Raw genomic sequence first — 20,109 nt, 5'->3', positions numbered from 1 at the left:
TTCCACTCGAGCCCGCCGATTGCACACGGCGATGCGACCCGATCCCGCGATGCTGGCAAAATGGATCCCGTGAGTACCGACACCCTCGTACGTCCGGATACGACCACCGACGAGTCGACCACCGACGACACCCCCAAGTACTTCCACTACGTGAAGAAGGACAAGATCGCCGAAAGCGCGGTCATGGGCACCCACGTAGTGGCCCTGTGCGGCGAGGTCTTCCCGGTCACCCGCTCCGCCAAGCCCGGCTCCCCGGTCTGCCCGGAATGCAAGCGCATCTACGAGCTGATGAAGAAGGGCTAGCCCTTTCCGCTGGTCAGGGACTTGTGGTCAGTTGACCAGGACCCCTAACTGTCACTTTGGTGTAACTTTGCCCGGATTCCCGGTGGTCAAGGTCCGTTTTGGGCCGCCACTGTAAGGGCGGTTCATCGGGGTGAGTTGGTTTGGCTCGGGGCAACGGGGGAGGGCGTCCGAAAGCGGGTTTCGGCGCTGCTCGGGGTCGGTGGTTGTGGATGTGATGCTTTCGGTTGGCCCTGTGCTGGTTTGGGTCGCGGGGTTAAGTCCGCTCCGGGCGCCTGCCTGGTTGGTCGGACTCGGTGGTGCACCATGGCCACCTCATATGCTGGCCTGGCGCACGGGTGTCGCAGCCGGGGCCTGGGAGCCGCCGTTGCGGGCCGCTAGCCGGTGCGTGACAACAAATGCGTGACGGCGTCTCTCGTAGTGAGGTGCCGATGCCGCGTTTCGGCTTGTGTCCCAGTCGGGCTACTGAGGTAGCCCCGCTGTGCGTTGTAGCGATTCTGGCCCGGTATCCGACTCCGCAGATTGAGGCGGGGAGCCCGGACTTCGCTGCGTGGAGGTAATGATGACTGGTGGTGCCAGGCCATGCTTGTTCTGTGAGATGGTCGGGAATTCCTCTCGTGAGCATGTGTTTCGCCAGGAAATGGGCAATAAGCTCGCGCTTCGAAGTGGCTGGACTCATCGGTTTTGGCGAGCTTGGCTGGATGAAGACGGCCCACAGGTGCAGGATCGGGCCGCGCAGAACTCGTTGTACGACTGGCAGGTCAAGACGGTGTGCGCGCCGTGCAACAACGGCTGGATGAACGACCTCGATCTGGCTGTGGAGACAATTCTGGTCGATCTCGCTGAGGGGCGCGAGACGGAAATTGTCGCGGCTCGAGCCGATAGCTTGGTGGCGTGGGCGGCGAAGACGGTCGCGGTCTACGCGTCGGGCGAGCCCGGACGGTTCATCATCAGTCGTAGTGAGCTGGATTGGATCTATCGGTGCCGGACTGCACCGCCGATGTGGCAGGTGTGGGCGGCCAGGGCCGACCTGGACGAGGACCACCAAATCTTGGCCCGTCATCTGCGGGGCATAGGGCAACTCTTGTCATTGGGAGACGAGCCGGTCCATGTCACCGCCATCGCTCAGAAACAGTTCGTTGTTTTCGTTCGCGGTACCGCCGGCATTCAGGACGGTGAATACGGTGTGCACGCCTCCTCGTCAATTATCGACGAACAAGACGCAAGGTTTGTGCAGCTCACGCGGAGATCTACGTCGGATGTGAGCCTGGCGGGCCGTAAGGCGCTGACGCGTGATCAAATCCTCGCTGTCGTCGAACGCCTTCTGCTCGACTGAGTCGACCACATTGCGGTCGCTTGCCCGACAGAGACCTTCCACTGCTCATTAACCGATGTAATTCTCGGCTGAGAGCCCGTCCTTCAGCTCATTGAATTGATTTTTGTATTGTGTGCAGATTACAGTAGTTGCACTCGTACTATTCGTAAGAAAGTGGGCGATTGTATGGCAAAGAAGGTCACCGTCGAGTTGGTGGACGACTACGACGGTAAGTCCAAGGCGGCGGAGACGGTTCGATTTGGTATCGACGGTGTCGAATGCGAGATCGACTTGTCGATGGCGAATGCGGGCAAGCTCCGTGAAGCGCTCGAACCGTGGACCGGCCCGGCACGGAAGGTCGGCCGGATCCCGAAGGGCAAGAACAAGGCGGCGGCGCGCTCGTCGACCGATCGGGAGCAGACCTCGGCGATCCGGGATTGGGCTCGGAAGAACGGTTACAACGTGTCGAGCCGCGGCCGTATTCAGGCGGATGTCGTGGCGGCGTACAACAAGGCGAGCTGAGATCGGTGGGCGCGGTCGGCATCCATTCCAGTGGCCGACCGCACCGCTCGCCCGTCTGCGAAGCCGATCGGTGCCATGGAAGGACCCGTCGATGAAGGTCACCTTGCCCGCAAAGCCGCTGTGCGAGTAATCGCGCGGGACGGTACCCACGAGGTCGAGATACGTCGGTCTCGGTTTCTGTGCACAGTCGCCCGGGTCCGCGACATCGAAGCCGCTTCCGCGGTCATCGCGCGAGTTCGGAAATCCAACCCCGGAGCCGGTCACCATTGCACAGCCCTGCGGGTCGGTGATCCGGCCACCGGCGGGCTCGGCGCCCGCAGCAATGACGACGGCGAGCCTGCGGGCACTGCAGGCGTCCCGATGCTGGAAGTGCTCGCCCGCCGGGACCTAACCGATGTCGTCGCCGTTGTTTCGCGCTGGTTCGGCGGTACCAAACTCGGCGCCGGCGGCCTGATCCGTGCCTACTCCGGCGTCCTGGCCGAGACATTGGACCTCGTCGGAGAACTCCGTTGCGTTCGCCACCACATATTCCTCCTCGAATCCCCGCATGCCCGGTCCGGGCGTCTCGAGAACGACCTGCGCAACTCGGCCTACAGACTCCAGGGCATCGAGTACGGAGCGGAAGCCATGTTCACCGTTGCCGTTGCCGAACACGATGCGGATAGTTTCGAGGCATGGCTTGCGACGCACTCCGGCGGCGCGATCGCAGCCGTCGATACGGGACTGCGGGACCTCTACCTACCCTGACGGCTCGCGTGGACAGGGACCCGAACGGGGCCTGTCGTCCAGTATGCCGCCCGCGAAAGACTAGTGAACCGGTCGACCTCGGGTGGATCGATCACGATGGCAATCGAATCTCCGGTCGCTGTGGGTTGGATGTGGTTTGGTAGCCGAGTGTGTGCAGCGTCGGAGGTCACGTACTCCACCGTCAGGCGAGGGCTGGGTTCGGCCCGAGTCGCGCTCGTATTCGACGGTGGGCAGGACTGGTCGTACTGGGCACGACGAGCTCTGTGGCTTGCTAACCAGACGTGGGGCGGGTCGGGCTTCGCGCTTGTGCCCCATCACGACGGGCAGGTCGCGCCGCGATCTTGAGGGCTTGCCGGATTTACGATCCGGACTACGTGGTGACTTATCCGCGGGAACTTGTGGACTTCGAGTACTTCATGCAGGGCCAACTGCAAGTTCGCGGAGTCGATGGGCAGCTGCTGGAAGGTCCGGAACGCTGGAACGCGTTGGCGGAGGGGATCGTGCTGTCGGACACGGTGACTGCCGGCGATCGTATGGCGAGGGATCAGGTTGCTGCCGTGTGTTCGCCGTACATGCGAGTTCACAACACTTCGCGGGTTGAACCGGTTCGTGAGTACCGCAAGGGTGCGGAGTTCCCGGACGTGAATCTCATGCCGGGTTTGGCTGTTGGGAACTGCGTGCAGTGTCCTCCGAACTGGGGTGGGTTGCTCGGTGTCGCCGTCGCGTCGCACGCCGGGCTCGTCGATTCGCCGAACCCTGCGGCCATCGAGCCCGACATCGACGATCGCGCGCTCGGTCGCCTGACCGCCTGGTTGATGGGAACCCGGCCGTCGCCTCCCGCGTGTTTGATCAGGCTGCCGCGTGACGGTGCCGCACATTCTGAGGTCGGTCGTGCCTGGGGCTACACGATGACTAGTTTATTGCAGGTTTCTGAGTCCCTTGTTCCGGCCGAAGCTCTACTGGTAGTGGGCGATTCGCCCGACGACTTCGCCCTGGCCCGGCTGTGGCAGCTCACCTACGGGCAGGGTGTCTGGTTGCCCAGTTTCCTCGGAATCGATCGCGATCCTCTTCCGTCTGCCTTTGTGGAAGGGCTAGCCAGGATTTTCGACAGTTGCAGTGTGGGCCCGAGAAAGTTGACGGTCACCTCTGCTTCCTTGCCCGAGGCAGACATCGCCGATGTATTGGAGCGGTTCAGAGCGGCAGTTATCGAATGGCCGGGTGGAGACCAGAATCCCGATGGCATCAGCCAGGCAGCGGGCGCACGCGATCTCGCCTGGCCACGACGTAACACCACCTATCTCGCGGTCAGGGAGCAGTTCGACGAGGTACTCACGGTCCCAACCAAAGCTGATTCGACTGGGACGAGAACGATGTTGGCTCCGTTGCCGCCACCGTTACTGGAAGACAATCTGCTCGCGCAACATCCAAACATGACGTGGCACATCGACATCACGTGGCTGGATGATCAATCGGTCCTCGGTTGTGGACTTACGGGCCGAGATCTATTGCCCTCGACCGAGGGCCTTCAGATGACGCTCGCACGCAGCAGCAGACACGGGACCTCCTATCCATCACGACGTTACGATCTTGTCCTCGATGGGATCCCGGCTGTCAACCGGTTGCCGCGCATCAAACTTCGTGATTTGAGCCTCGCCGATTGGGTCGATGCGAAGCTGGCACAGCACGGCCTGACCAGCAGGCTTAGCTCGGCGGGCCAGAAGACCGCCCAACTGGCGCGGATGCTCGGTGATCGTGCAGCGGTTGTGGAATTGTTTGCTGGTCCGCTCCTGCCTGCGCTGCACAAGATGGACGCCAAGGCGAAACGGACTATCGACTGCTACCCGCATGACGAGGGGGTTCGGATCCGTGCTGGTTACGGCGTCTTGAATTTCAACGGATTCGTCGTCTCATCCCCAGCCATCACGGAGCCAGAGATCAGGTACCTACTGGACACAGCTTTACGGGCGGGCGTTATTCGCTGCGGACTCGTACTCCGGTGTGTCGTCTGTACAGAAGTCCAGTTTCAGCCGATTGACAGGCTGGGGCAACGGTGGACGTGCGAGCGATGCGACTCCATGAACGATCTCGATCAGCCAGCATGGAATCTGCCTCTGGCCGAGCCGCGGTGGTTCTATGATTTGCACCCGGTCGGGAGGCAACTGCTTGATGACCACGGTGACGTGCCCATCGCCCTCGCCGCTCATCTTGCGGCTTCAGGCGAAAAGGCCCTGCCCTACCATGACCTGGCAGAAATTGAACTGGTCGGGCAGGCCAAATCGAGGGTCGAGCTAGACCTGATCGCCTACCACGATGGGAAACTCACCGTGGGAGAAGCCAAGAGTGCCGCGCAACTGAACGGTAAGAACACTCGCGAACGGCGAGCCGAGGTCGCGAAAAAGTGTCAGGCCGCCGTCTGGCTCGAGGCGGATGAGCTGGTCTTCGGGACTTCCGAACCCGCATGGACCCCCAGCGCTGTGAACAACATCCTCGACTCGGTAGCCGCGTTCGATTGGCCTCGAATCGGCCAGCCCACGATTCGCCTGGTAGCCGGCTTAGGCCTCTCGAACGCGACTACTACGGATTGGTCAGACCCAGGTACGGCTCCATGCCAGGCGGGATAAGCGCGTGCGCAAGGTACCCGGCGGCAACGGTCGTCGTCCTATCACACAGACTCGACAACCACCGCATCGGTTGCGATGTCGTCGAATGTGTCAGACCGCAAGTGGTGCAACGCTTTCCAATCTATTTCGAACGGTGCAGAGTGAAGAACGGTTGCGAGTAGGCTGAGGCGTGCTGCGCGGGTCGCAGGGGCGTCGCTCATGACGAGGATTTCGTCGAAGAAGGTCCTAAGGGCGGCCGCCAGCGGCTGTGCGGTAACCGCCCAAGCGGTCAGACGCTGTTCCTGGCTGTCAGCGAGCCTGCTGAGCGCGGTGATCAGGTTTCGTTCGGCGGGCTCGGTGAGTGTTTCGGTCTCGATGGTTGCGGGTGTGCCGGGCGGAACGATTCGTGCGATGCGTTGGAGTCCTTCGACGATCTCGGCAAGTTCCTGGGGAGCGGTGTTGCGTGCGTGTTCGATGTCGATGCGCAGTCGGTCCGCTCGCCGTGGGTTTTCTGAGCCCGGCCGGATTGCTTCGATCAGGGCGATGGGGACGTTCTCATCGCGCAGTCGTTGCTCGTAGCGGGTGGCGAGCAGGTCTTCGGCGGTGTCGAGTACGGCGTCGTCGACGGTGATGCCTTGTGCGCGCAGCTTGTCCGCGGCGGTGGTGAGTCCGTCTCGGTAGGTGAGTGTTTCGAGCTGTGGGGATTCGGGGAGGATGCGGATGACGCCGAGGGCCGCGCGGCGGAGCCCGTAGGGGTCGGAGGTGCCGGTGAGTTTGGCGCCGATGGCGAGCATGGCGACGAGCAGGTCGTACCGGTCGGCCAGGGCCAATATCGCGCCCGGCGTCGTGGCAGGGAGGCGATCGTGGTGGTGGCGTGGCAGTTCGGTGTCGAGCAGTGCGTCGGTGACGGCGTCGGATTCGCCTGCCTTGCGGGCGTATTCGCGGGCCATGGTGCCAGCGAGGGAGGTCATCTCGATGACCATCTGTGTGGCCAGGTCGAACTTCACCAGTTCGCCGGCACGTTGGAGTGTGCTGGAGTCATTGGGAGACAAGGTGATTCGTGTGGCGAGGTCGCGGCTGGCGGTGGCGATGCGGTTGGCGCGGTCTGCCATGGATCCGAGTCGGTTCTCGAAGGTGAGTGCGGTGAGCTGCGAACGGAACTGCTGGGGCGTGGTGTGTAGATCGGCGTTCCAGAAGAAGGTGGCGTCTTCGAAGCGGGCGCGGAGCACGTTTTCGTTGCCGTCGCGGACGGCGTTGGAATCGCAGGCCCCGTTCGCGAAAGTGACGAACAGCGGCAGCAGGTGGCCGTCGGCGTCGCGGATGGGTAGGTAACGCTGGTGTTTGCGCATTACCGTGGTCAGGATCTGCTCCGGCAATTGCAGGTACTTCCCATCGAACCGGCCAAGAACGCCGACGAGAGTCTCGACCAAATTGGTGATCTCGTCGATGAGTCCTGCTTCCGCGTCGGTGTCGATCGTGCCGTTGCGACTGGCGGCGAGGTCGCCGGCCGTGCGGACCACAATGGCGCGGCGTTCATCACGGTCGATGACGATTCCTTCGCCGCGGATCGTCGGGCCGGACGGAGGGTTCGACGTAGGCAACGCGCCAGGGTTCGGGGCCGAGCACACCGAGCAGGGTGACCGGGTTCATGGGGCTGCTGCACGATGAGGTGACAGTGGTTAAGCAGCCTGTGGGGCTGCTGGGGTCATGATGGTTTCGAATTCGATCGGGGTCAACCGGCCGAGGCGGGCTTGCCGTCGGCGGCGGTGGTAGGTGCGTTCGATCCAGGTGACGATCGCTGTCCGCAACTGTTCACGGGTGGCCCATCGCTGCCGGTCCAGGACATTGCGTTGCAGCAGGCTGAAGAAGCTCTCCATCGCGGCGTTGTCGCCGGCCGCGCCGACCCGGCCCATCGATCCGGATATGCCGAATCGGTTGAGCGCGTGGACAAACCGGCGGGAACGAAATTGAGACCCGCGGTCGGTGTGCAGGATGCAGCCAGAGACCTCACCACGGCGCGCCGCCGCATTGCGCAGGGCCGCGACCGCGAGCCTGGACTTCATGCGTGAGTCGATCGAGCAGCCCACGATCCGGCCCGAGAACACATCCTTGATCGCGCACAGATAGAGCTTTCCTTCATCGGTGCGATGCTCGATAATATCACTGAGCCACAGCCGGTTTCGCTCATCGGCGGTGAAGTTCCGGCGGACGAGGTCATCGTGAACCGGCGGTCCCGGCCGTCCGCTCTTGCCACTGCGGCGTTTGCCGAACGCGCTCCACCACCGGTTGCTCGAACAGATCCGCCACGCGGTCCGCTCGGCCATCGCCTCACCGGGTTCGCGGGCCTCGTCGGCCAGAAACCGGTATCCGAACTCGGGGTCGTCTCGGTGCGCGTCGAACAACGCGTTGGCCCGATACGCTGCGGCGAGTTCGCCGGCGGTCACGGGTTCGGCCAGCCATCGGTAGTACGGTTGGCGAGCGAGCTGCAGTACCCGGCACGTCACCGCCACGGGAATCCCGCCGGCGGCAAGCTCTTTCACGAGCGGGTAGAGCCTTTTCCCGGTAGCTGAGCCCGCGACAGATACGCCGCGGCCCGCCGCAAGACTTCGTTCTCCTGCTCCAGCAACCGGATACGACGCCGCGCATCACGCAACTCGGCCGACTCGGTTCGCGTCGTGCCCGGCTTGTCCCCGTCGTCGACGTCGGCCTGGCGCATCCATTTCGACACGTCACCGGATGCACACCGAAATCGGCGGCGATCTGCTCCAGCGTCACCCCGTCCTCACGGTTACGAACAACCCGGACCACGTCATCGCGGAACTCCTGCGGATACGGCTTGGGCACAGTGACATCCTCTCAGGCCCGCCTCCCGGCCAGCCATCTCAGTTGTCACCTATCCGTGCAGCAGCCCCGCCGGCGAGACGGCCGAAGTAGACGTTGCTGTGCGGGCAGTTACGCAGCTGGCCGTCGTAGCTGACGCTCGCCCACACCATGCCGGATTCGCAGTGCCCTGCCAATTGGGAGAACCTCAACCCGAGCGTGGGGTCGTCGGAGCGGAGCGGAGTGTCAGCGTCACTGGTGCACAGCTTCTGCGCGCACGGCCACGCGACGGTCATGCCGGGGCATTCTGTGGCGATGAGCCGGTCGATCTCATGCATCAGCGGCAAGGTCACCGAGACCGGGACGCCGTAGCGGTCGTCGTTTCGGCCGGTGGGTACGTAGCGCATGACGCCGAACTCGCGCACTCCGAGCCGGTAGGCGTCGCGGATGACATCGAGCGCGCCGGACACGTTCTCCTGAACGAGGGTGAGCTCGGCGACCACGGCGATGCCGGCATCGAGCAGCAGCCGCATGGCGGTGGTGGCTTTGTCGTAGGCCCGGGGATGGCCGGTGAGTTGGTTGTGCTGGTTGCGGTCGCCGTGGATGGACACCAGAGCACAGCGCACGTTCGCGGCGGCCAGGCGCGCAGTGCGGTCGGCGGTGATGAAGTGCCCGTTGGTGAACACCACCTGATACAAGCAGAGCCGTCCGCCGTGCTCGAAGATTTCCATTGCGTCCGGATGGAGCAGGGTTTCGCCGCCGCTGTAGCGGATTACGAAACAGCCTTGCTCTGCGCACTCGTCGAGGATCGAAATGGCCAAGCCGGTCGGGATATGTTTTTCGGGCAGTTCACGGACTGCACGGCGGACATCGCGGTCCGACATCGTGGGGTCGATCTTCCACACGTTGTAGCAGAAACCGCAGTCCCAGTTGCAGACCGCGGTCAGCTCGATCTCCATGCGCAGCGGAAATTTGAGCCGGGCATCGAACCGTTTATCGATCTCGAGCAGCGATCCGCCGTGCGTCGAGGATGGCGGCTGCGGTGCAGTCAGGGTGGTGATGAGCGTGTTGAGGTCGGCGGCGACCCTGGCAGGGTCGGCGTGATACCGGTCGGTGACGGCTTCGACGACGTCTTGGTGGTCGGCGCCGGAGTAGATCTGGTCGACCATTTGCTTGGCGACAGCGTTGCGCAACCGATGGAATGCCCCGATATTGGGGTCGAAGAGCAGCCCCAGGTCGCGGCGGTAGCGTTGCCGGGATGTGAGGTTTTCTGTGGTGGCGAGGCTCATCACGCAGCCCTGTTCTCGTGTGGGGGCGCCAAGCGGTCGAGCAGTCCTAGGACATCGACGGTTACCCGCTCCGGGAAGGTTCGGGATTCTCGGGCCACGGTCTCGGCGATCTGATCGACGGTGCGGCCGGCGCGGGCGAGGTCGACGATGCGTTCTGCGGTGGCGTTCCCCAGCCGTACGCATGTAACTCTCACCCGGTGGGGGTCCTTCTTCGTCAGTAAGGCTAGTCAGTCAGTGCCGGGCAACAATTATCCGGCCTTCTGCGGAAGTTCGCCGAAACGGCGAGTCCACCGCGTCCCGTCCTCATCGTCGAATGTGATGTCCGCGCGCACCCGACCTGCACCCTCGGCGAAAAACACCACCTCGGCGGTGGTCACCGCGTACAGGACCTCCGGAAACGAGTCGGTCATGGCTGCCTGAACCTGCTGCAGACGAGCCGCTGCCGTTGGGTCGGAAGCCAAGCCGTTTGCCATCATCCCCCCGTAGGCGCCCAGCCCGGCACCTGCACCTGGCGGGAACCCGGGATACATCTGCGCTCGGTTGCCGATGGCTCCCAACGTGCCCTCAAGCACCTGGCCCAGCATCTTCTCGAATACCTGTTGGATCGAAATGCGTCTTTTCGCGGGAACGCACTGGTCAACGGTGCGGTTCCCCAGGTCGTCGACGCAGTAGACGTCCACGGCGAGGGCCGTGATCGGGCCGGGGGTGCCGTTGTTGACTTTGATGTTCCAGCAGTTCTCGATTAGTGGATTCCTGTCCACCGACACTGTGACTGCGCGAACTCGGCCACCGTTGCCGCCCATCGGGCTTGCGCCGAGGTAGGTATTGATGTCCCCTCCGGCGGACAGATGGCTCTGACTGGAGGTGTAACCGACTAGCGCGGAGGCAGTTTCGCCGTCTACCGCCGCGCCCTGGGAGGGTGGGGCGGCTCCTGAGTGGCCCGCACCTTGACACCCTGGATCCTCACGGACCCGCCGGCGGACACATCCTCGGCCGTCACTCCACTGCCACCTTCGACCTCGACATCGATGACTTCGATATCGCCACCGGCCTCAACGCGCTGAAGTCGGACGCCCACTGCCGCCGCGGCGCCGGGCGCATGTTCCTCGATCTGGTTCAGCAGCGCTTGCGCGAGATCCTGCAGTTCGGCGTCCTCGCCCGCACCGGCCTGGCGGAGTTTCTTGGCCAGCAGTTGTCGCCGCAGTTCTTCGCTGGGATCGGATTCGATCTCTTCGACAGCTGCAGTCGCAACCGCGTAGCGGTCAACGATCCACTGCCGCAGTGCGTCATACGAATCGGTGACTATCTTCTTGACGGTCTGACGTGCCCCTTCGGATGCACCTATAGCCACCGCCCCCGCGACCATTCAGCGGATCCATGCCTACTAAACCTCCGGCTTCGAAACGTGCCGCACCCTCATCAGCGGCCAATTGGTCAAATCTAGTCGATTCCGTGCCTTCGCCAGGCGAGACACGCACCTTGCGGTGGCGGGCGCGGCGCACCTCCGGCGGGTCTCCGCGTCCGCCTGGTCGGCCAGCTCCGCGGTGCCCAGGTGTGCGCCGGTGCGGGAGACCCCGGGGCATCACACAAGACAGCTGTGGCTGGTGTTATTTGTTGCCAGCCTTCGTCCGCTGCTCCGACACGCCCTTCGCCGGACGCGTCGGAGCTGGCGGCCGGTTGTTACCGGTCGAGGATCGTGTGCAGCAAGCCGATCACCGCGAGGCCAATCCCGACTCCCAGGCTCACGTCGGTGATCGCCCCGATGGCTGTCCCGCTCGCCCCTGCGGTTGTGAGGATCACGAACCAGCGCAACGACAAGCGTTCGGGGTCGGGGTGCGAACCGGACCGGTTCGCGGTGCTAGATGTCACGTGACGACGCCTTTCGCTCTGGATGTCCACCAAATCGGACGGCCGCTCATGGCCATCTGCTGGTATCCAGCCTGGTACCCGCACTGGGTCGTTGTCTACGATCAGAGATACATCACTATGTCAGGGGCTTATCATTTCGGACGAAAACAAGGTCGTCGCTATGCTCAGCGTTCCGCCGTTCGGAGGCCCTGGAACGGGCGGTCGGGTCCTCGCCAACGACGACGGGACCGAATCGGTCGTGGTGAGCTACGACGATGCGCCAGGGCCGTGGAAATACGCGGCCGAAGGGCGCCTCGTGAACGGAGTGCCCATGATCACGGAGCTGTTGGTGAGCCAGCGTGATCCGTCCGTACCCGTGGCGATCACCCAGACCGGATTGCGTCGCGTGCAGCTGCGCCTGATTCTCAACCGCGTCAAACGCGCCTTGAAGACGGAATGGGGAAATCGCGTCTCGCAGTTGCTCGGCGATGCTCGAACCCAGACGCCAAAGTCTGGACGGTCATGGCACGCAGAGCATTACATGCAGGTCGCCTGGTGGTATATCAAGGCGGAGGCCGACGGTGTCGCCGCCCGCAAAGCGATAGCGGAGCACTGGGGTGTCTCACGCATCACCGCAAGTCGCTGGCTGAGCGAAGCACGCAAACGCGGCTACCTCGCGCCTTACGCCGCCGGAAAGAACGAACGCAGCGACGATGACCTGTGGTCGCGACAGCAGTTCGCCACCTCCACCGTCGAAGCGTCGGTGGTCCAAGCGTTCCTAAACCGCACCGTGGCCGAGGCGATGAAGGATTCGCCGGAGACCGCGCTGGCCAAAGTCTTGGACACCCTCCTCACCCTTGGGGCAGAAGCGATCTCAAGGACCACGCGAACCGAGAACGGCAAGGATGAACTCGGTCTGCAAGCGTTCTTCGACTATTTGTTCGCATTGGCGGAGCAGGCCGAGAGCGACACGCTACGCGCAAGCGCCAAGGCGCTGGTGGATGCGCTGACCGCCGAAGGCCTATCCGAATAACAGCCGTAACACCCCACAACCCGACGCCGCACAGCGTGACGGACACCAGTCGGCACCGGAAGCGGTGAGACGCGAAACCGCCGAGGCCGATATGCCGGTGTCGAGCGGCTGTGATTTCTGGACGGACGAGAACGGGCACACGGTACGGTTTCAACCCTAAATTCGATGGGTGGCAATGAGTTCGGCTCTCCACACTCATTGGACCGGTGCGTTCGTCGGGTGGTGTGCGTTCTTGTCGTACCTCGGGCGTACGGTCTGGCTCATTGTTCGGCGAGCAGGGGTGTGTATGTCGGATCTGTGGGCGCACAGCAAGAACGCCCGAGGGGTGCGTCATCCGTTGGTGGCGCATTTGCGGGGGACCGCCGGGCTGGCGGGGAGCTTCGCGGCGGTGTTCGGCGCCGAGTGCATCGCCTATTACCTTGCGCTGGTTCATGATGCGGGGAAGGCGAGGTTGGTGTGGCAGCAGGGCCTGCTGCGTGCCGAGGCGTCGGGCGGCCGCGTGGTCGGGGTCGATGGCCAGTCGATCGATCACAAGCGGGCGGGGACGTGGCTTGCGGCCCAACATATCCGGCCGCCGGTGTTCGCAATGGTGGTGTGGGGCCACCACGGTGGCCTGTCCGATCTGTTGCTGTTGAAAGATGCTGTCAGACAAGAGGTCCGGGGTGAACGCGACGCGGTGCAGGAAGCCGTCGGCGCGGTCGCGGCGATCGTCCCGGAGGTTCAGCGAGGCAGCCCGGTCCCGGTGCCCGAGTGGGTGCTGCGGGATGAGAACCGGGAAGCTATCGAGCTGCTGGTGCGGTTGGTATTCAGCGCGGTGGTCGACGCCGATGTTCTCGACACCCGCGGCCATTACGCCGAACAGACTGAACCACAGGCGGTTTCGTTGGCATCGCTGGTGGAGGTGTTCGAGGCCAACCGTGTCGAGTATTTGGCTGAGCAGGCCGCGGCGTGTGGGGTGTCGCCGGTGGACGGAGTGCGGTCGCGGGTCTACGAGCAGGCGGTTGCCGCGGGCGTGGCGGCGGGAGAGGCGGCGTTGTTCCCGTTTGCGGCGCCGACTGGTGCGGGCAAGACCATCGCGGTCGCTGGGCTCGGTGTGCACCACGCGCGGGCGCGGGGCGGGTCGCGGTTGATCGTGGCGGTGCCGTTCACCTCGATCACCGGTCAGAACGCGCGGGTGTATCGGCGGTTGTTCGGTGCCGAGCATGTGCTCGAGCACCATTCGGGAGTGGATGTGGACGCACTGCCCGAGGGCGAACGGCGGCGGCATCGACTGGGGGCGGAGAACTGGATGAGCCGGTGGTGGTGACCACGACGGTGCAGCTGTTCGAGTCGCTGTTCGATCGCCGGCCAGCGGCGATGCGGAAGCTGCACCGGCTCGCGGGCGCAGTGATCGTGCTGGACGAGGTACAGGCGCTGCCCGACGCGATGCTGATGCCGATCCTGACAGTGCTGCGGCATCTGACCGAGTACTTCGGTACGAGCGTGGTGCTGGCCTCGGCCACCCAGCCGGAGTTCTTCGGCCTCGACATCTTCCGGGATCTCACACCCACACAGGTGATCAAGCAGCCACAGGAGTTGTTCGACGAACTCCAGGCGATACGGCGGGTGCGGTTCCAGTGGCGCACCACACCGAAACTGTCGCTGGCAGAGATCGCCGACGAAGCGGCCGACCAGCATCAGGTGTTGCTGATCGTGAACACCACCCGGGACGCGGCCCGGGTGCATCGTCACCTCGCTGCGGTCCGCCGCTGCGGGGGCCCGGTGCTGCATCTGTCGACTCGCATGGCGGGCGCGCACGTGCGGGCGGTGATGAGGACGGTCGAGACGCGTTTGCGGGACGGACAGCCGGTGGCGGTAGTCAGCACGCAGCTGGTCGAGGCAGGAGTGGACCTGGATTTCCCACGGGTGTACCGGGCGTTCGCGCCGGCGGAGGCGTTGCTGCAGGCCGCGGGTCGCTGCAACCGCAACGGGCTGCTGCCGGAGGGCACAGTGGTTGTGTTCGAACCCGCCGACGGCGATGCGAGGGCCGCGCAGTTGATGTACGGGGCGGCGCTGGAGATCACCCGAGCACAGTTCGGACCCGGCCGCGACCTGGACCGGCTGGACGCGTTGGCCCGTTACTACAAAATACGGTACGCGGTCGACAACATCGAAAACTCCTCCACCGCAACACAAATAACGACGCTACGACGGGATTTCAACTTCACCAAGGTCGCCGACCTGTTCACGATGATCGACGAGCGCACCGTCCCCGTCCTCGTTCCCTACGGCGATTCGGCGGAACGTTACCGGATTCTTGACCAGTTGCTGGCGGACGGACCGGTGGATCGGTCGGCGTATCGGCGCCTGCAACCGTACCTGGCCGCCCTGCCGCGGCCACTGGCCGTGCGGGCGGCGACCGCCGGGTACGCCCGCCCGCTACTCAGCGACTTGCACGAATGGACCGGTGACTATCACCCGGACCGTGGAATCGACTATGGCACAGGAGGTTTCATCTTTTGAACACCCATCCCAGATACCAGCATCCGGCGTTAGTGGTGGAGGTGCGTGGTGACTACGCATGTTTCACCCGCCCAGAGTTGAAGGCCGAACGACTCAGCTACGAGGTCATGACCCCGTCCGCAGCCCGGGGGATCCTGGACGCGATCTTCTGGAAACCCGGATTCGAGTATGTAATCACGAAAATCGAGGTGCTGGAACCGATCCGCTGGTTCTCGATCCGCCGCAACGAAGTCAAATCCGTCACCACCGACGACTGGGTCCGCCGCGCGCAAGCTGATCCCGGTCTGCACCTCGACGCGGAAGCCGACCGCGACCAACGCAACACCGTCGCCCTGCGTGACGTCGCCTACCGCATCTACGCCCAGATCAAACTCCTGCCCGGCGCGCACGGCACCGAGGTGAAATACCGCGAGCAGTTCCGCCGCCGCGTCGACCGCGGCGCCTGCTTCTCCCAGCCGTTCCTGGGCTGCCGGGAATTCTCCGCCACCTTCGGCAAACCCACCAGCCGGAAACCGATCCGCGGACGCGACGCGAACAAGGACCTCGGAGTGATGCTCCACCGCATCCGCTACCACCCCGACGGCAGCGAAACCTACGACTGGTTCCACGCCGCCCTCGAGGGAGGCACCCTGCACGTCCCGCCCCAGGGAATCGAACTCCCCTCCGCCCGCCCACCAGCGGGCCGCACCCAGCACCACAGCACCAGTCGAGGCCCGCGGGAGGCCCGGTGCTGATCACCGCGCTCGTCGCCCTTTCCACCCGCGAAGGCGACACACGCGATCACTACCAGCGCGAGCGGCCGGTGCGGTGGGTGATCTCGATCGACCCGGCTGCCGGCACGGCTGCCCTGATCGACCGCGCCACCGCCGAGCACAAGTCCGGTTCACCGATTCCGACGCCGTATCTGGTGCGGTCAGGGCAGAAACCGCCGCCGATGTTTCTGGTCGACACCGCCGAATACGTATTCGGCGTCGCCAAGGACGACACCGAAAAGTCTTACACGGACGCCATCCAACGCAACGACGCCTACCTCGACCTCCTGCGAGACTGGGCTCACTCCACGCCCGACCCAGTCGCGCGGATCGTCGACGAATTCTTCACCCGCGAAGGCCATCTGACGCTACTCGGTCGACTCGACGAGGCGAAAGAACGCGAACTGACCTCCGGCGCTCTGGTTGGTGTCATGGTCGACGAGCACTGGGCCCACCGCCGCGATTCCGCCGTCGAGTTCTGGACCGGGGTGGCCGGTGCCCGCAAGAAGAGCGGCTCCGACGGTCTATGCCTGGCCTGCGGCGAGCCTGGCCCGCTGCTGACCAGCATGCCTCAGATGATCGCAGGCGCCTTGATCCCCGTCGGTGTCGACAACAAAGGCCGCCCGAAGCGGGGCCGCGACGCCGCGATCGTGTCGATCAACACCCCCGCGCAGGGCCGTAGCGGAACGATCAAACTCGCTAATACCCCCCTCTGTGCCGACTGTGGCAACGGCGCCATGGCCGCGCTCACCGATCTGCTGTCCGACCCGGACCAACGCCGTCGCGGCGAGGACACCGTCATTACCTGGTGGCTCCGCGAGCCCGATGACACCAGCTGGATGGACCTCGACGCCCCTGTCCGCGAAACCGTCGAGGCACTCCTGGCCCAAGCACACCGTGGCGTGCACACCGGCGCCGACGACAGGGAAGACGACGAGGACGACGACTCCAACCAGTTCTACGCACTCACCCTGTCTGCCAACCGGAGCCGGGTCATCGTCCGCGACTGGATGGACATCCCGGTGCCCAGGATCAAACGACGGCTCGCCGCCTGGTTCAACGACCACCAATCCACCCAGCTGTGGGCTGACGGCACCCACTACGTCGCCCTGCGCGCCATGGTGGGCGCCACCGGCCGATGGGATCACCACCGCAATACCTATGTCCCCGGCAGCAGCATCCATGGCATCGAGAAAGACCTGCTGCGCTGCGCGCTTCACGGCACCGCACCGCCACCGCACCTGGTCGCCGGGCTGCTGCACCGGATTCGCAACGACCATCACGTCGACCTGCCCCGCGTGGCGCTGCTGCGCCTGGCCGCCAACCGCTCGCCCTACCTCACCCGCAACGAGGAGAAAATCATGCCCGGTCTCGACGAGACCGCCACCGACCCCGCATATGTGTGGGGCCGCATGTTCGCCGTCCTGGAAGCAATCCAGAGCGCCGCGATTCCTGGTATCAACGCCACCATCCGTGACCGCTATTTCACCGCAGCCATGATCCAGCCCGCCACCACCATGCGACGCCTGCGTACCAATGCCAACGCCCACATCAAGAAACTCACTGGACGAGACGCCACCAAAGGCAAGGGCATCGCACTCGACCGCCGGCTTGCCCAACTCACCGAACTCCTCGATCGTGACACCGGCATCCCCGAAAATCTCGACGGTCGCGGCCAATCCCAATTCATCCTCGGCTACGACCATCAGCGTGCCGCCGACCTGACCGCCGTGCGAAAAGCCAAGGCCGCCAAGCAGACTGAAACCGGCGACGCGCCGGCCGCTTGACCATCCAATTCTCACTATTCACGACTCAGGAGTTATCCGCATGACCACAACCGCCACCGTGCACACCGACCCGGCACGCAAACATGACTTCGTGTTCCTTTTCGATATCACCGACGGCAACCCCAACGGCGACCCTGACGCCGCCGGCACGCCCCGCACCGACCCCGAAACCATGCAGGGCCTGGTCACCGACGTCGCCATCAAACGCAAGATCCGCAACATGGTCAGCCTCCTCGGTGAAGGCAAACCCGGCACCGATATCTATGTCCAAGCTGGAATCTCCCTCAACTCCCAGCACGAACGCGCCTACTCCGCACTCGGACTCACCGAAGGTAAGGACTCCGTCCCCATCGCGCGGCGGTGGATGTGTGAAACCTTCTACGACGTCCGCATGTTCGGCGCCGTCATGTCCACCGGCAAAGGCGAGAACGGCAAAGACGCCAAAACTGCCGGCCGCGTGCAAGGCCCGCTCCAGCTTGGCTTCTCCCGCAGCATTCACCCCGTCCTTACCCAGGAACATGGCATCACCCGCGTCACCCGCACCCGCGAAGCCGACACCAAAGAAACCGAAATGGGCAGCAAACACACCATCCCCTACGGTCTCTACCGCGGCATCGGCCACTACAGCGCCCCGCTCGCCGCCCGCACCGGCGTCACCTCCGACGACCTCACCCTGCTCTGGCGCAGCTTCACCCTGATGTTCGAACACGACCGCGCATCCGCTCGCACCGAAATGACCCTGCGCGGCCTGCACATCTTCACCCACCCTGACCCCTACGGCACCATCCCCGCCCACAAACTCACCGACACCATCACCATCACCCCCGACGCAGCCCAACAACCTACAGCCCCTATCCGGGCCTTCACCGACTACACCATCACCGTCAACCACGTTGCCATCCCCGACGACATCACTCTCACCACACTCATCGGATAACTTTGGCTCCCAACACAACTCACGTAAGGACTACAACGATGACCGGAGCGTCAACACAACGAACTCGGTTCGGAACCCTAAGTGCGTGCCGAACAGCAGGAAGGTTCCTAGTCAGCCGCCAAGGGTAAACAACATGACCACAGACCTACCTTCTGTCCGCAAGTGTGAATGGGGACCGAAAGCCCATTTCATTCAGCCTGGCGGTAGCTCTCAGAGGTGACCGAGGATCGCAACCAATCCCCATCCCACAAACTTACCAGTGGGGGCTCGAGCTGGCGGTCGCTCCGGGTGACTGAGGATCGCAACAAATATTGGTTCGACATGTTCAACGACATCCTCGAAGCCTGCGGTCGCTCCGGAGAGTCGAAGATCGCAACCGCCGGCGGACGGCCTCATTTGGTGTGTCTTGAGCATTGGCGGTCGTCCACCTGAGCGACCGAGGATAGTAACGATTTTTAACGCATTCGGCTGAACTGTTATATTTGAGCTGGCGGGCCACCATAGGGCAACCCGAGGATCGCAACACCTACGAGGCTGAAATCGGCTGGCAGGCGCTGCCGTCGGTCGCCCTAAGCCGACCGAGGATCGTAACTTTCGTCTGGCTGGAATGACATCGGCGGCCGCCCCCAGGCGACGTAGGATCGCAACTGCGCGATGGGTGCGCGTTCGACGCGCAGGCCGGCGCTGCTGGCGGAAGCTCCCAGGGCGTTCGCCACAAGGGGGAGGAGGATCGTAACGTGGACCAAGTCGAGGACGTGGAGCTGGCCTGGGACTGGCGGTCTGTCTCTATGGCGGCCGAGGATCGCAACGACACCGCGGGCGGCGCTCAGATATGGGATCGCATCACTGGCGGCCGCCCTCCCAGGCGGCCGAGGATCGCAACCGCCAGTACACCTTTGTTGATGCTGTCGGTCAGCCGACTGCTGGCTGTCCTCGGGCGGTCGAGGATCGCAACGGCAAGGAAGACCTCGACGGGTTTGAGCTTGAACTGTTGGCAGTCGCCTTTCGGGACGGCTGAGGATCGCAATAAATGGAAACCGGCAACTGATGTCGGATTTGTCGCATGCCGACGGGTCGGCCTTTAGGGTAGCCGAGTATCCCAGCGCCCCCGGTGAAGCGAGGGTGCTGGTGGGTATAGCCCACTGGCGGTCGTCTTCTGGAGCGACCGAGGATCGCAACAACCTCGAATACTGGCTCGTTATGATCGGATTCGACGACCTGGCGGTCCGCCCTCCGGGACGACCGAAGATCGCAACTGGACAAGTGCACCGATGACGGCGACGAGGGTCCGAGCTGTCTTGATTAACCGAGGATTACAGCCTTGGTCCACCTGAACCAGTATCTGCCTGATGAGCTGGAGGCCGCTCCTCCTGAGCCTCCAGAAGCGATCGAGGGGCGTCCCGGCCAATCGGCAGTGGCGGGATGCAGCGGGAACTCGGGTGACATTTTGCGTGCCATTTTCGCTTCGGAACAGTGGGAATCCCAGGGTTCCGGTCGGAACTCGTAGGACGTGTTGGGACGGTGAAATACCAGTTCAGGGCGGTTAAATACCCCAAGGTCGCCAGGTCGCCGCACGGTCTTGGCATATCTACGAACTGATGAAAAAGTGATGCGCTAAGACCCGGCATTTCGCCCGCTCGATGGGCGTTTGTGGCTG

Annotated in this window: 18 protein-coding genes and 2 pseudogenes; 12 read left to right on the top strand and 8 right to left on the bottom strand. The window is 63.8% G+C overall.

The features are described from left to right. The first annotated feature begins 69 nt into the window (after positions 1-69). The 5 genes from ON41_RS20485 to ON41_RS20465 all read left to right on the top strand — a co-directional run bounded on the left by ON41_RS20485 (position 70) and on the right by ON41_RS20465 (position 5,505). On the top strand, positions 70-303 hold the full coding sequence (locus ON41_RS20485) for a DUF3039 domain-containing protein (RefSeq protein WP_040749366.1): 234 nt from the start codon (positions 70-72) through the stop codon (positions 301-303). Between the two features lie 622 nt (positions 304-925). Next, positions 926-1,636, top strand: a complete 711-nt coding sequence (locus ON41_RS20480) for a hypothetical protein (protein ID WP_157185562.1) — start codon at positions 926-928, stop codon at positions 1,634-1,636. Between the two features lie 165 nt (positions 1,637-1,801). Further along, complete coding sequence (locus ON41_RS20475) at positions 1,802-2,137, top strand: histone-like nucleoid-structuring protein Lsr2 (RefSeq protein ID WP_040749314.1); 336 nt, start codon at positions 1,802-1,804, stop codon at positions 2,135-2,137. A 30-nt stretch (positions 2,138-2,167) separates the two neighbouring features. Continuing rightward, positions 2,168-2,884: an IMPACT family protein gene (locus tag ON41_RS20470; protein ID WP_218003531.1), complete on the top strand. Its 717-nt coding sequence runs from the start codon at positions 2,168-2,170 to the stop codon at positions 2,882-2,884. A gap of 374 nt (positions 2,885-3,258) precedes the next feature. Further along, a complete protein-coding gene (locus ON41_RS20465) occupies positions 3,259-5,505 on the top strand; it encodes a hypothetical protein (RefSeq protein WP_157185561.1) in 2,247 nt (748 codons plus the stop codon). A 41-nt stretch (positions 5,506-5,546) separates the two neighbouring features. Here the strand turns inward: ON41_RS20465 and glyS are convergent, their stop codons facing one another. The 8 genes and pseudogenes from glyS to ON41_RS20430 form a co-directional block, all read right to left on the bottom strand. Further along, a complete protein-coding gene (gene glyS / locus ON41_RS20460; protein WP_221332776.1) occupies positions 5,547-7,085 on the bottom strand; it encodes a glycine--tRNA ligase subunit beta in 1,539 nt (512 codons plus the stop codon). 4 nt (positions 7,086-7,089) lie between these two features. Then, positions 7,090-7,134: pseudogene (locus tag ON41_RS43820) on the bottom strand (hypothetical protein); the annotation flags it as partial. A 29-nt stretch (positions 7,135-7,163) separates the two neighbouring features. Further along, positions 7,164-8,328: pseudogene (locus ON41_RS20455) on the bottom strand (IS3 family transposase). A gap of 38 nt (positions 8,329-8,366) precedes the next feature. Continuing rightward, entirely contained in the window at positions 8,367-9,593 is a 1,227-nt protein-coding gene (locus ON41_RS20445) for a radical SAM protein (protein ID WP_083905497.1), read from the bottom strand. After that, on the bottom strand, positions 9,593-9,787 hold the full coding sequence (locus tag ON41_RS41705) for a PqqD family peptide modification chaperone (protein ID WP_157185560.1): 195 nt from the start codon (positions 9,785-9,787) through the stop codon (positions 9,593-9,595). The genes ON41_RS20445 and ON41_RS41705 overlap by 1 nt, the downstream gene beginning before the upstream one ends. Positions 9,788-9,841: 54 nt before the next feature. Next, the gene (locus ON41_RS20440) at positions 9,842-10,396 is read right to left on the bottom strand and encodes a hypothetical protein (protein ID WP_157185559.1); all 555 of its coding nucleotides are present in this window, start codon (positions 10,394-10,396) and stop codon (positions 9,842-9,844) included. Positions 10,397-10,491: 95 nt separating this feature from the next. Next, positions 10,492-10,959 (bottom strand): Het-E N-terminal domain-containing protein, encoded by a 468-nt coding sequence (locus ON41_RS20435; protein WP_040749310.1) that lies wholly within the window; start codon positions 10,957-10,959, stop codon positions 10,492-10,494. A gap of 314 nt (positions 10,960-11,273) precedes the next feature. Continuing rightward, on the bottom strand, positions 11,274-11,462 hold the full coding sequence (locus ON41_RS20430; RefSeq protein WP_040749309.1) for a hypothetical protein: 189 nt from the start codon (positions 11,460-11,462) through the stop codon (positions 11,274-11,276). Positions 11,463-11,622: 160 nt separating this feature from the next. Between ON41_RS20430 and ON41_RS20425 the strand changes: the two genes are divergently transcribed. The 7 genes from ON41_RS20425 to ON41_RS41700 all read left to right on the top strand — a co-directional run bounded on the left by ON41_RS20425 (position 11,623) and on the right by ON41_RS41700 (position 19,470). After that, positions 11,623-12,474 carry a hypothetical protein gene (locus ON41_RS20425; RefSeq protein WP_040749308.1) on the top strand — a complete coding sequence of 284 codons (852 nt, stop codon included), beginning with the start codon at positions 11,623-11,625 and terminating at the stop codon, positions 12,472-12,474. 286 nt (positions 12,475-12,760) lie between these two features. Further along, a complete protein-coding gene (locus tag ON41_RS42750; RefSeq protein WP_051162019.1) occupies positions 12,761-13,780 on the top strand; it encodes a CRISPR-associated endonuclease Cas3'' in 1,020 nt (339 codons plus the stop codon). Continuing rightward, complete coding sequence (locus ON41_RS42745) at positions 13,774-14,976, top strand: CRISPR-associated helicase/endonuclease Cas3 (protein WP_218003529.1); 1,203 nt, start codon at positions 13,774-13,776, stop codon at positions 14,974-14,976. Before ON41_RS42750 ends, ON41_RS42745 begins: the two co-directional genes overlap by 7 nt. A 32-nt stretch (positions 14,977-15,008) precedes the next feature. Continuing rightward, complete coding sequence (gene cas5c, locus ON41_RS20415; protein WP_218003528.1) at positions 15,009-15,710, top strand: type I-C CRISPR-associated protein Cas5c; 702 nt, start codon at positions 15,009-15,011, stop codon at positions 15,708-15,710. Next, the gene (cas8c, locus tag ON41_RS20410) at positions 15,704-17,515 is read left to right on the top strand and encodes a type I-C CRISPR-associated protein Cas8c/Csd1 (RefSeq protein ID WP_040749307.1); all 1,812 of its coding nucleotides are present in this window, start codon (positions 15,704-15,706) and stop codon (positions 17,513-17,515) included. Before cas5c ends, cas8c begins: the two co-directional genes overlap by 7 nt. A 40-nt stretch (positions 17,516-17,555) precedes the next feature. Next, positions 17,556-18,452 carry a type I-C CRISPR-associated protein Cas7/Csd2 gene (cas7c, locus tag ON41_RS20405; RefSeq protein ID WP_040749306.1) on the top strand — a complete coding sequence of 299 codons (897 nt, stop codon included), beginning with the start codon at positions 17,556-17,558 and terminating at the stop codon, positions 18,450-18,452. An 832-nt stretch (positions 18,453-19,284) separates the two neighbouring features. Next, positions 19,285-19,470 carry a hypothetical protein gene (locus tag ON41_RS41700; RefSeq protein ID WP_157185558.1) on the top strand — a complete coding sequence of 62 codons (186 nt, stop codon included), beginning with the start codon at positions 19,285-19,287 and terminating at the stop codon, positions 19,468-19,470. The last annotated feature ends 639 nt before the right edge of the window (positions 19,471-20,109 follow it).

This window comes from Nocardia transvalensis NBRC 15921, from assembly GCF_000308875.1.
Classification (GTDB): Bacteria; Actinomycetota; Actinomycetes; order Mycobacteriales; family Mycobacteriaceae; genus Nocardia; species Nocardia transvalensis.
The sequence above is the reverse complement of the archived record's forward strand: the minus strand, read 5'-3'. Positions and strand labels throughout refer to the sequence as shown.

Coding starts and splice junctions, on each gene's coding strand:
- ON41_RS41700 (WP_157185558.1), top strand. CDS start 19,285: ATGGGATCGCATCACTGGCGGCCGCCCTCCCAGGCGGCCGAGGATCGC.
- ON41_RS20475 (WP_040749314.1), top strand. CDS start 1,802: ATGGCAAAGAAGGTCACCGTCGAGTTGGTGGACGACTACGACGGTAAG.
- ON41_RS20445 (WP_083905497.1), bottom strand. CDS start 9,593: ATGAGCCTCGCCACCACAGAAAACCTCACATCCCGGCAACGCTACCGC.
- ON41_RS20435 (WP_040749310.1), bottom strand. CDS start 10,959: ATGGTCGCGGGGGCGGTGGCTATAGGTGCATCCGAAGGGGCACGTCAG.
- ON41_RS20440 (WP_157185559.1), bottom strand. CDS start 10,396: ATGGGCGGCAACGGTGGCCGAGTTCGCGCAGTCACAGTGTCGGTGGAC.
- ON41_RS20425 (WP_040749308.1), top strand. CDS start 11,623: ATGCTCAGCGTTCCGCCGTTCGGAGGCCCTGGAACGGGCGGTCGGGTC.
- cas7c (WP_040749306.1), top strand. CDS start 17,556: ATGACCACAACCGCCACCGTGCACACCGACCCGGCACGCAAACATGAC.
- ON41_RS42750 (WP_051162019.1), top strand. CDS start 12,761: ATGTCGGATCTGTGGGCGCACAGCAAGAACGCCCGAGGGGTGCGTCAT.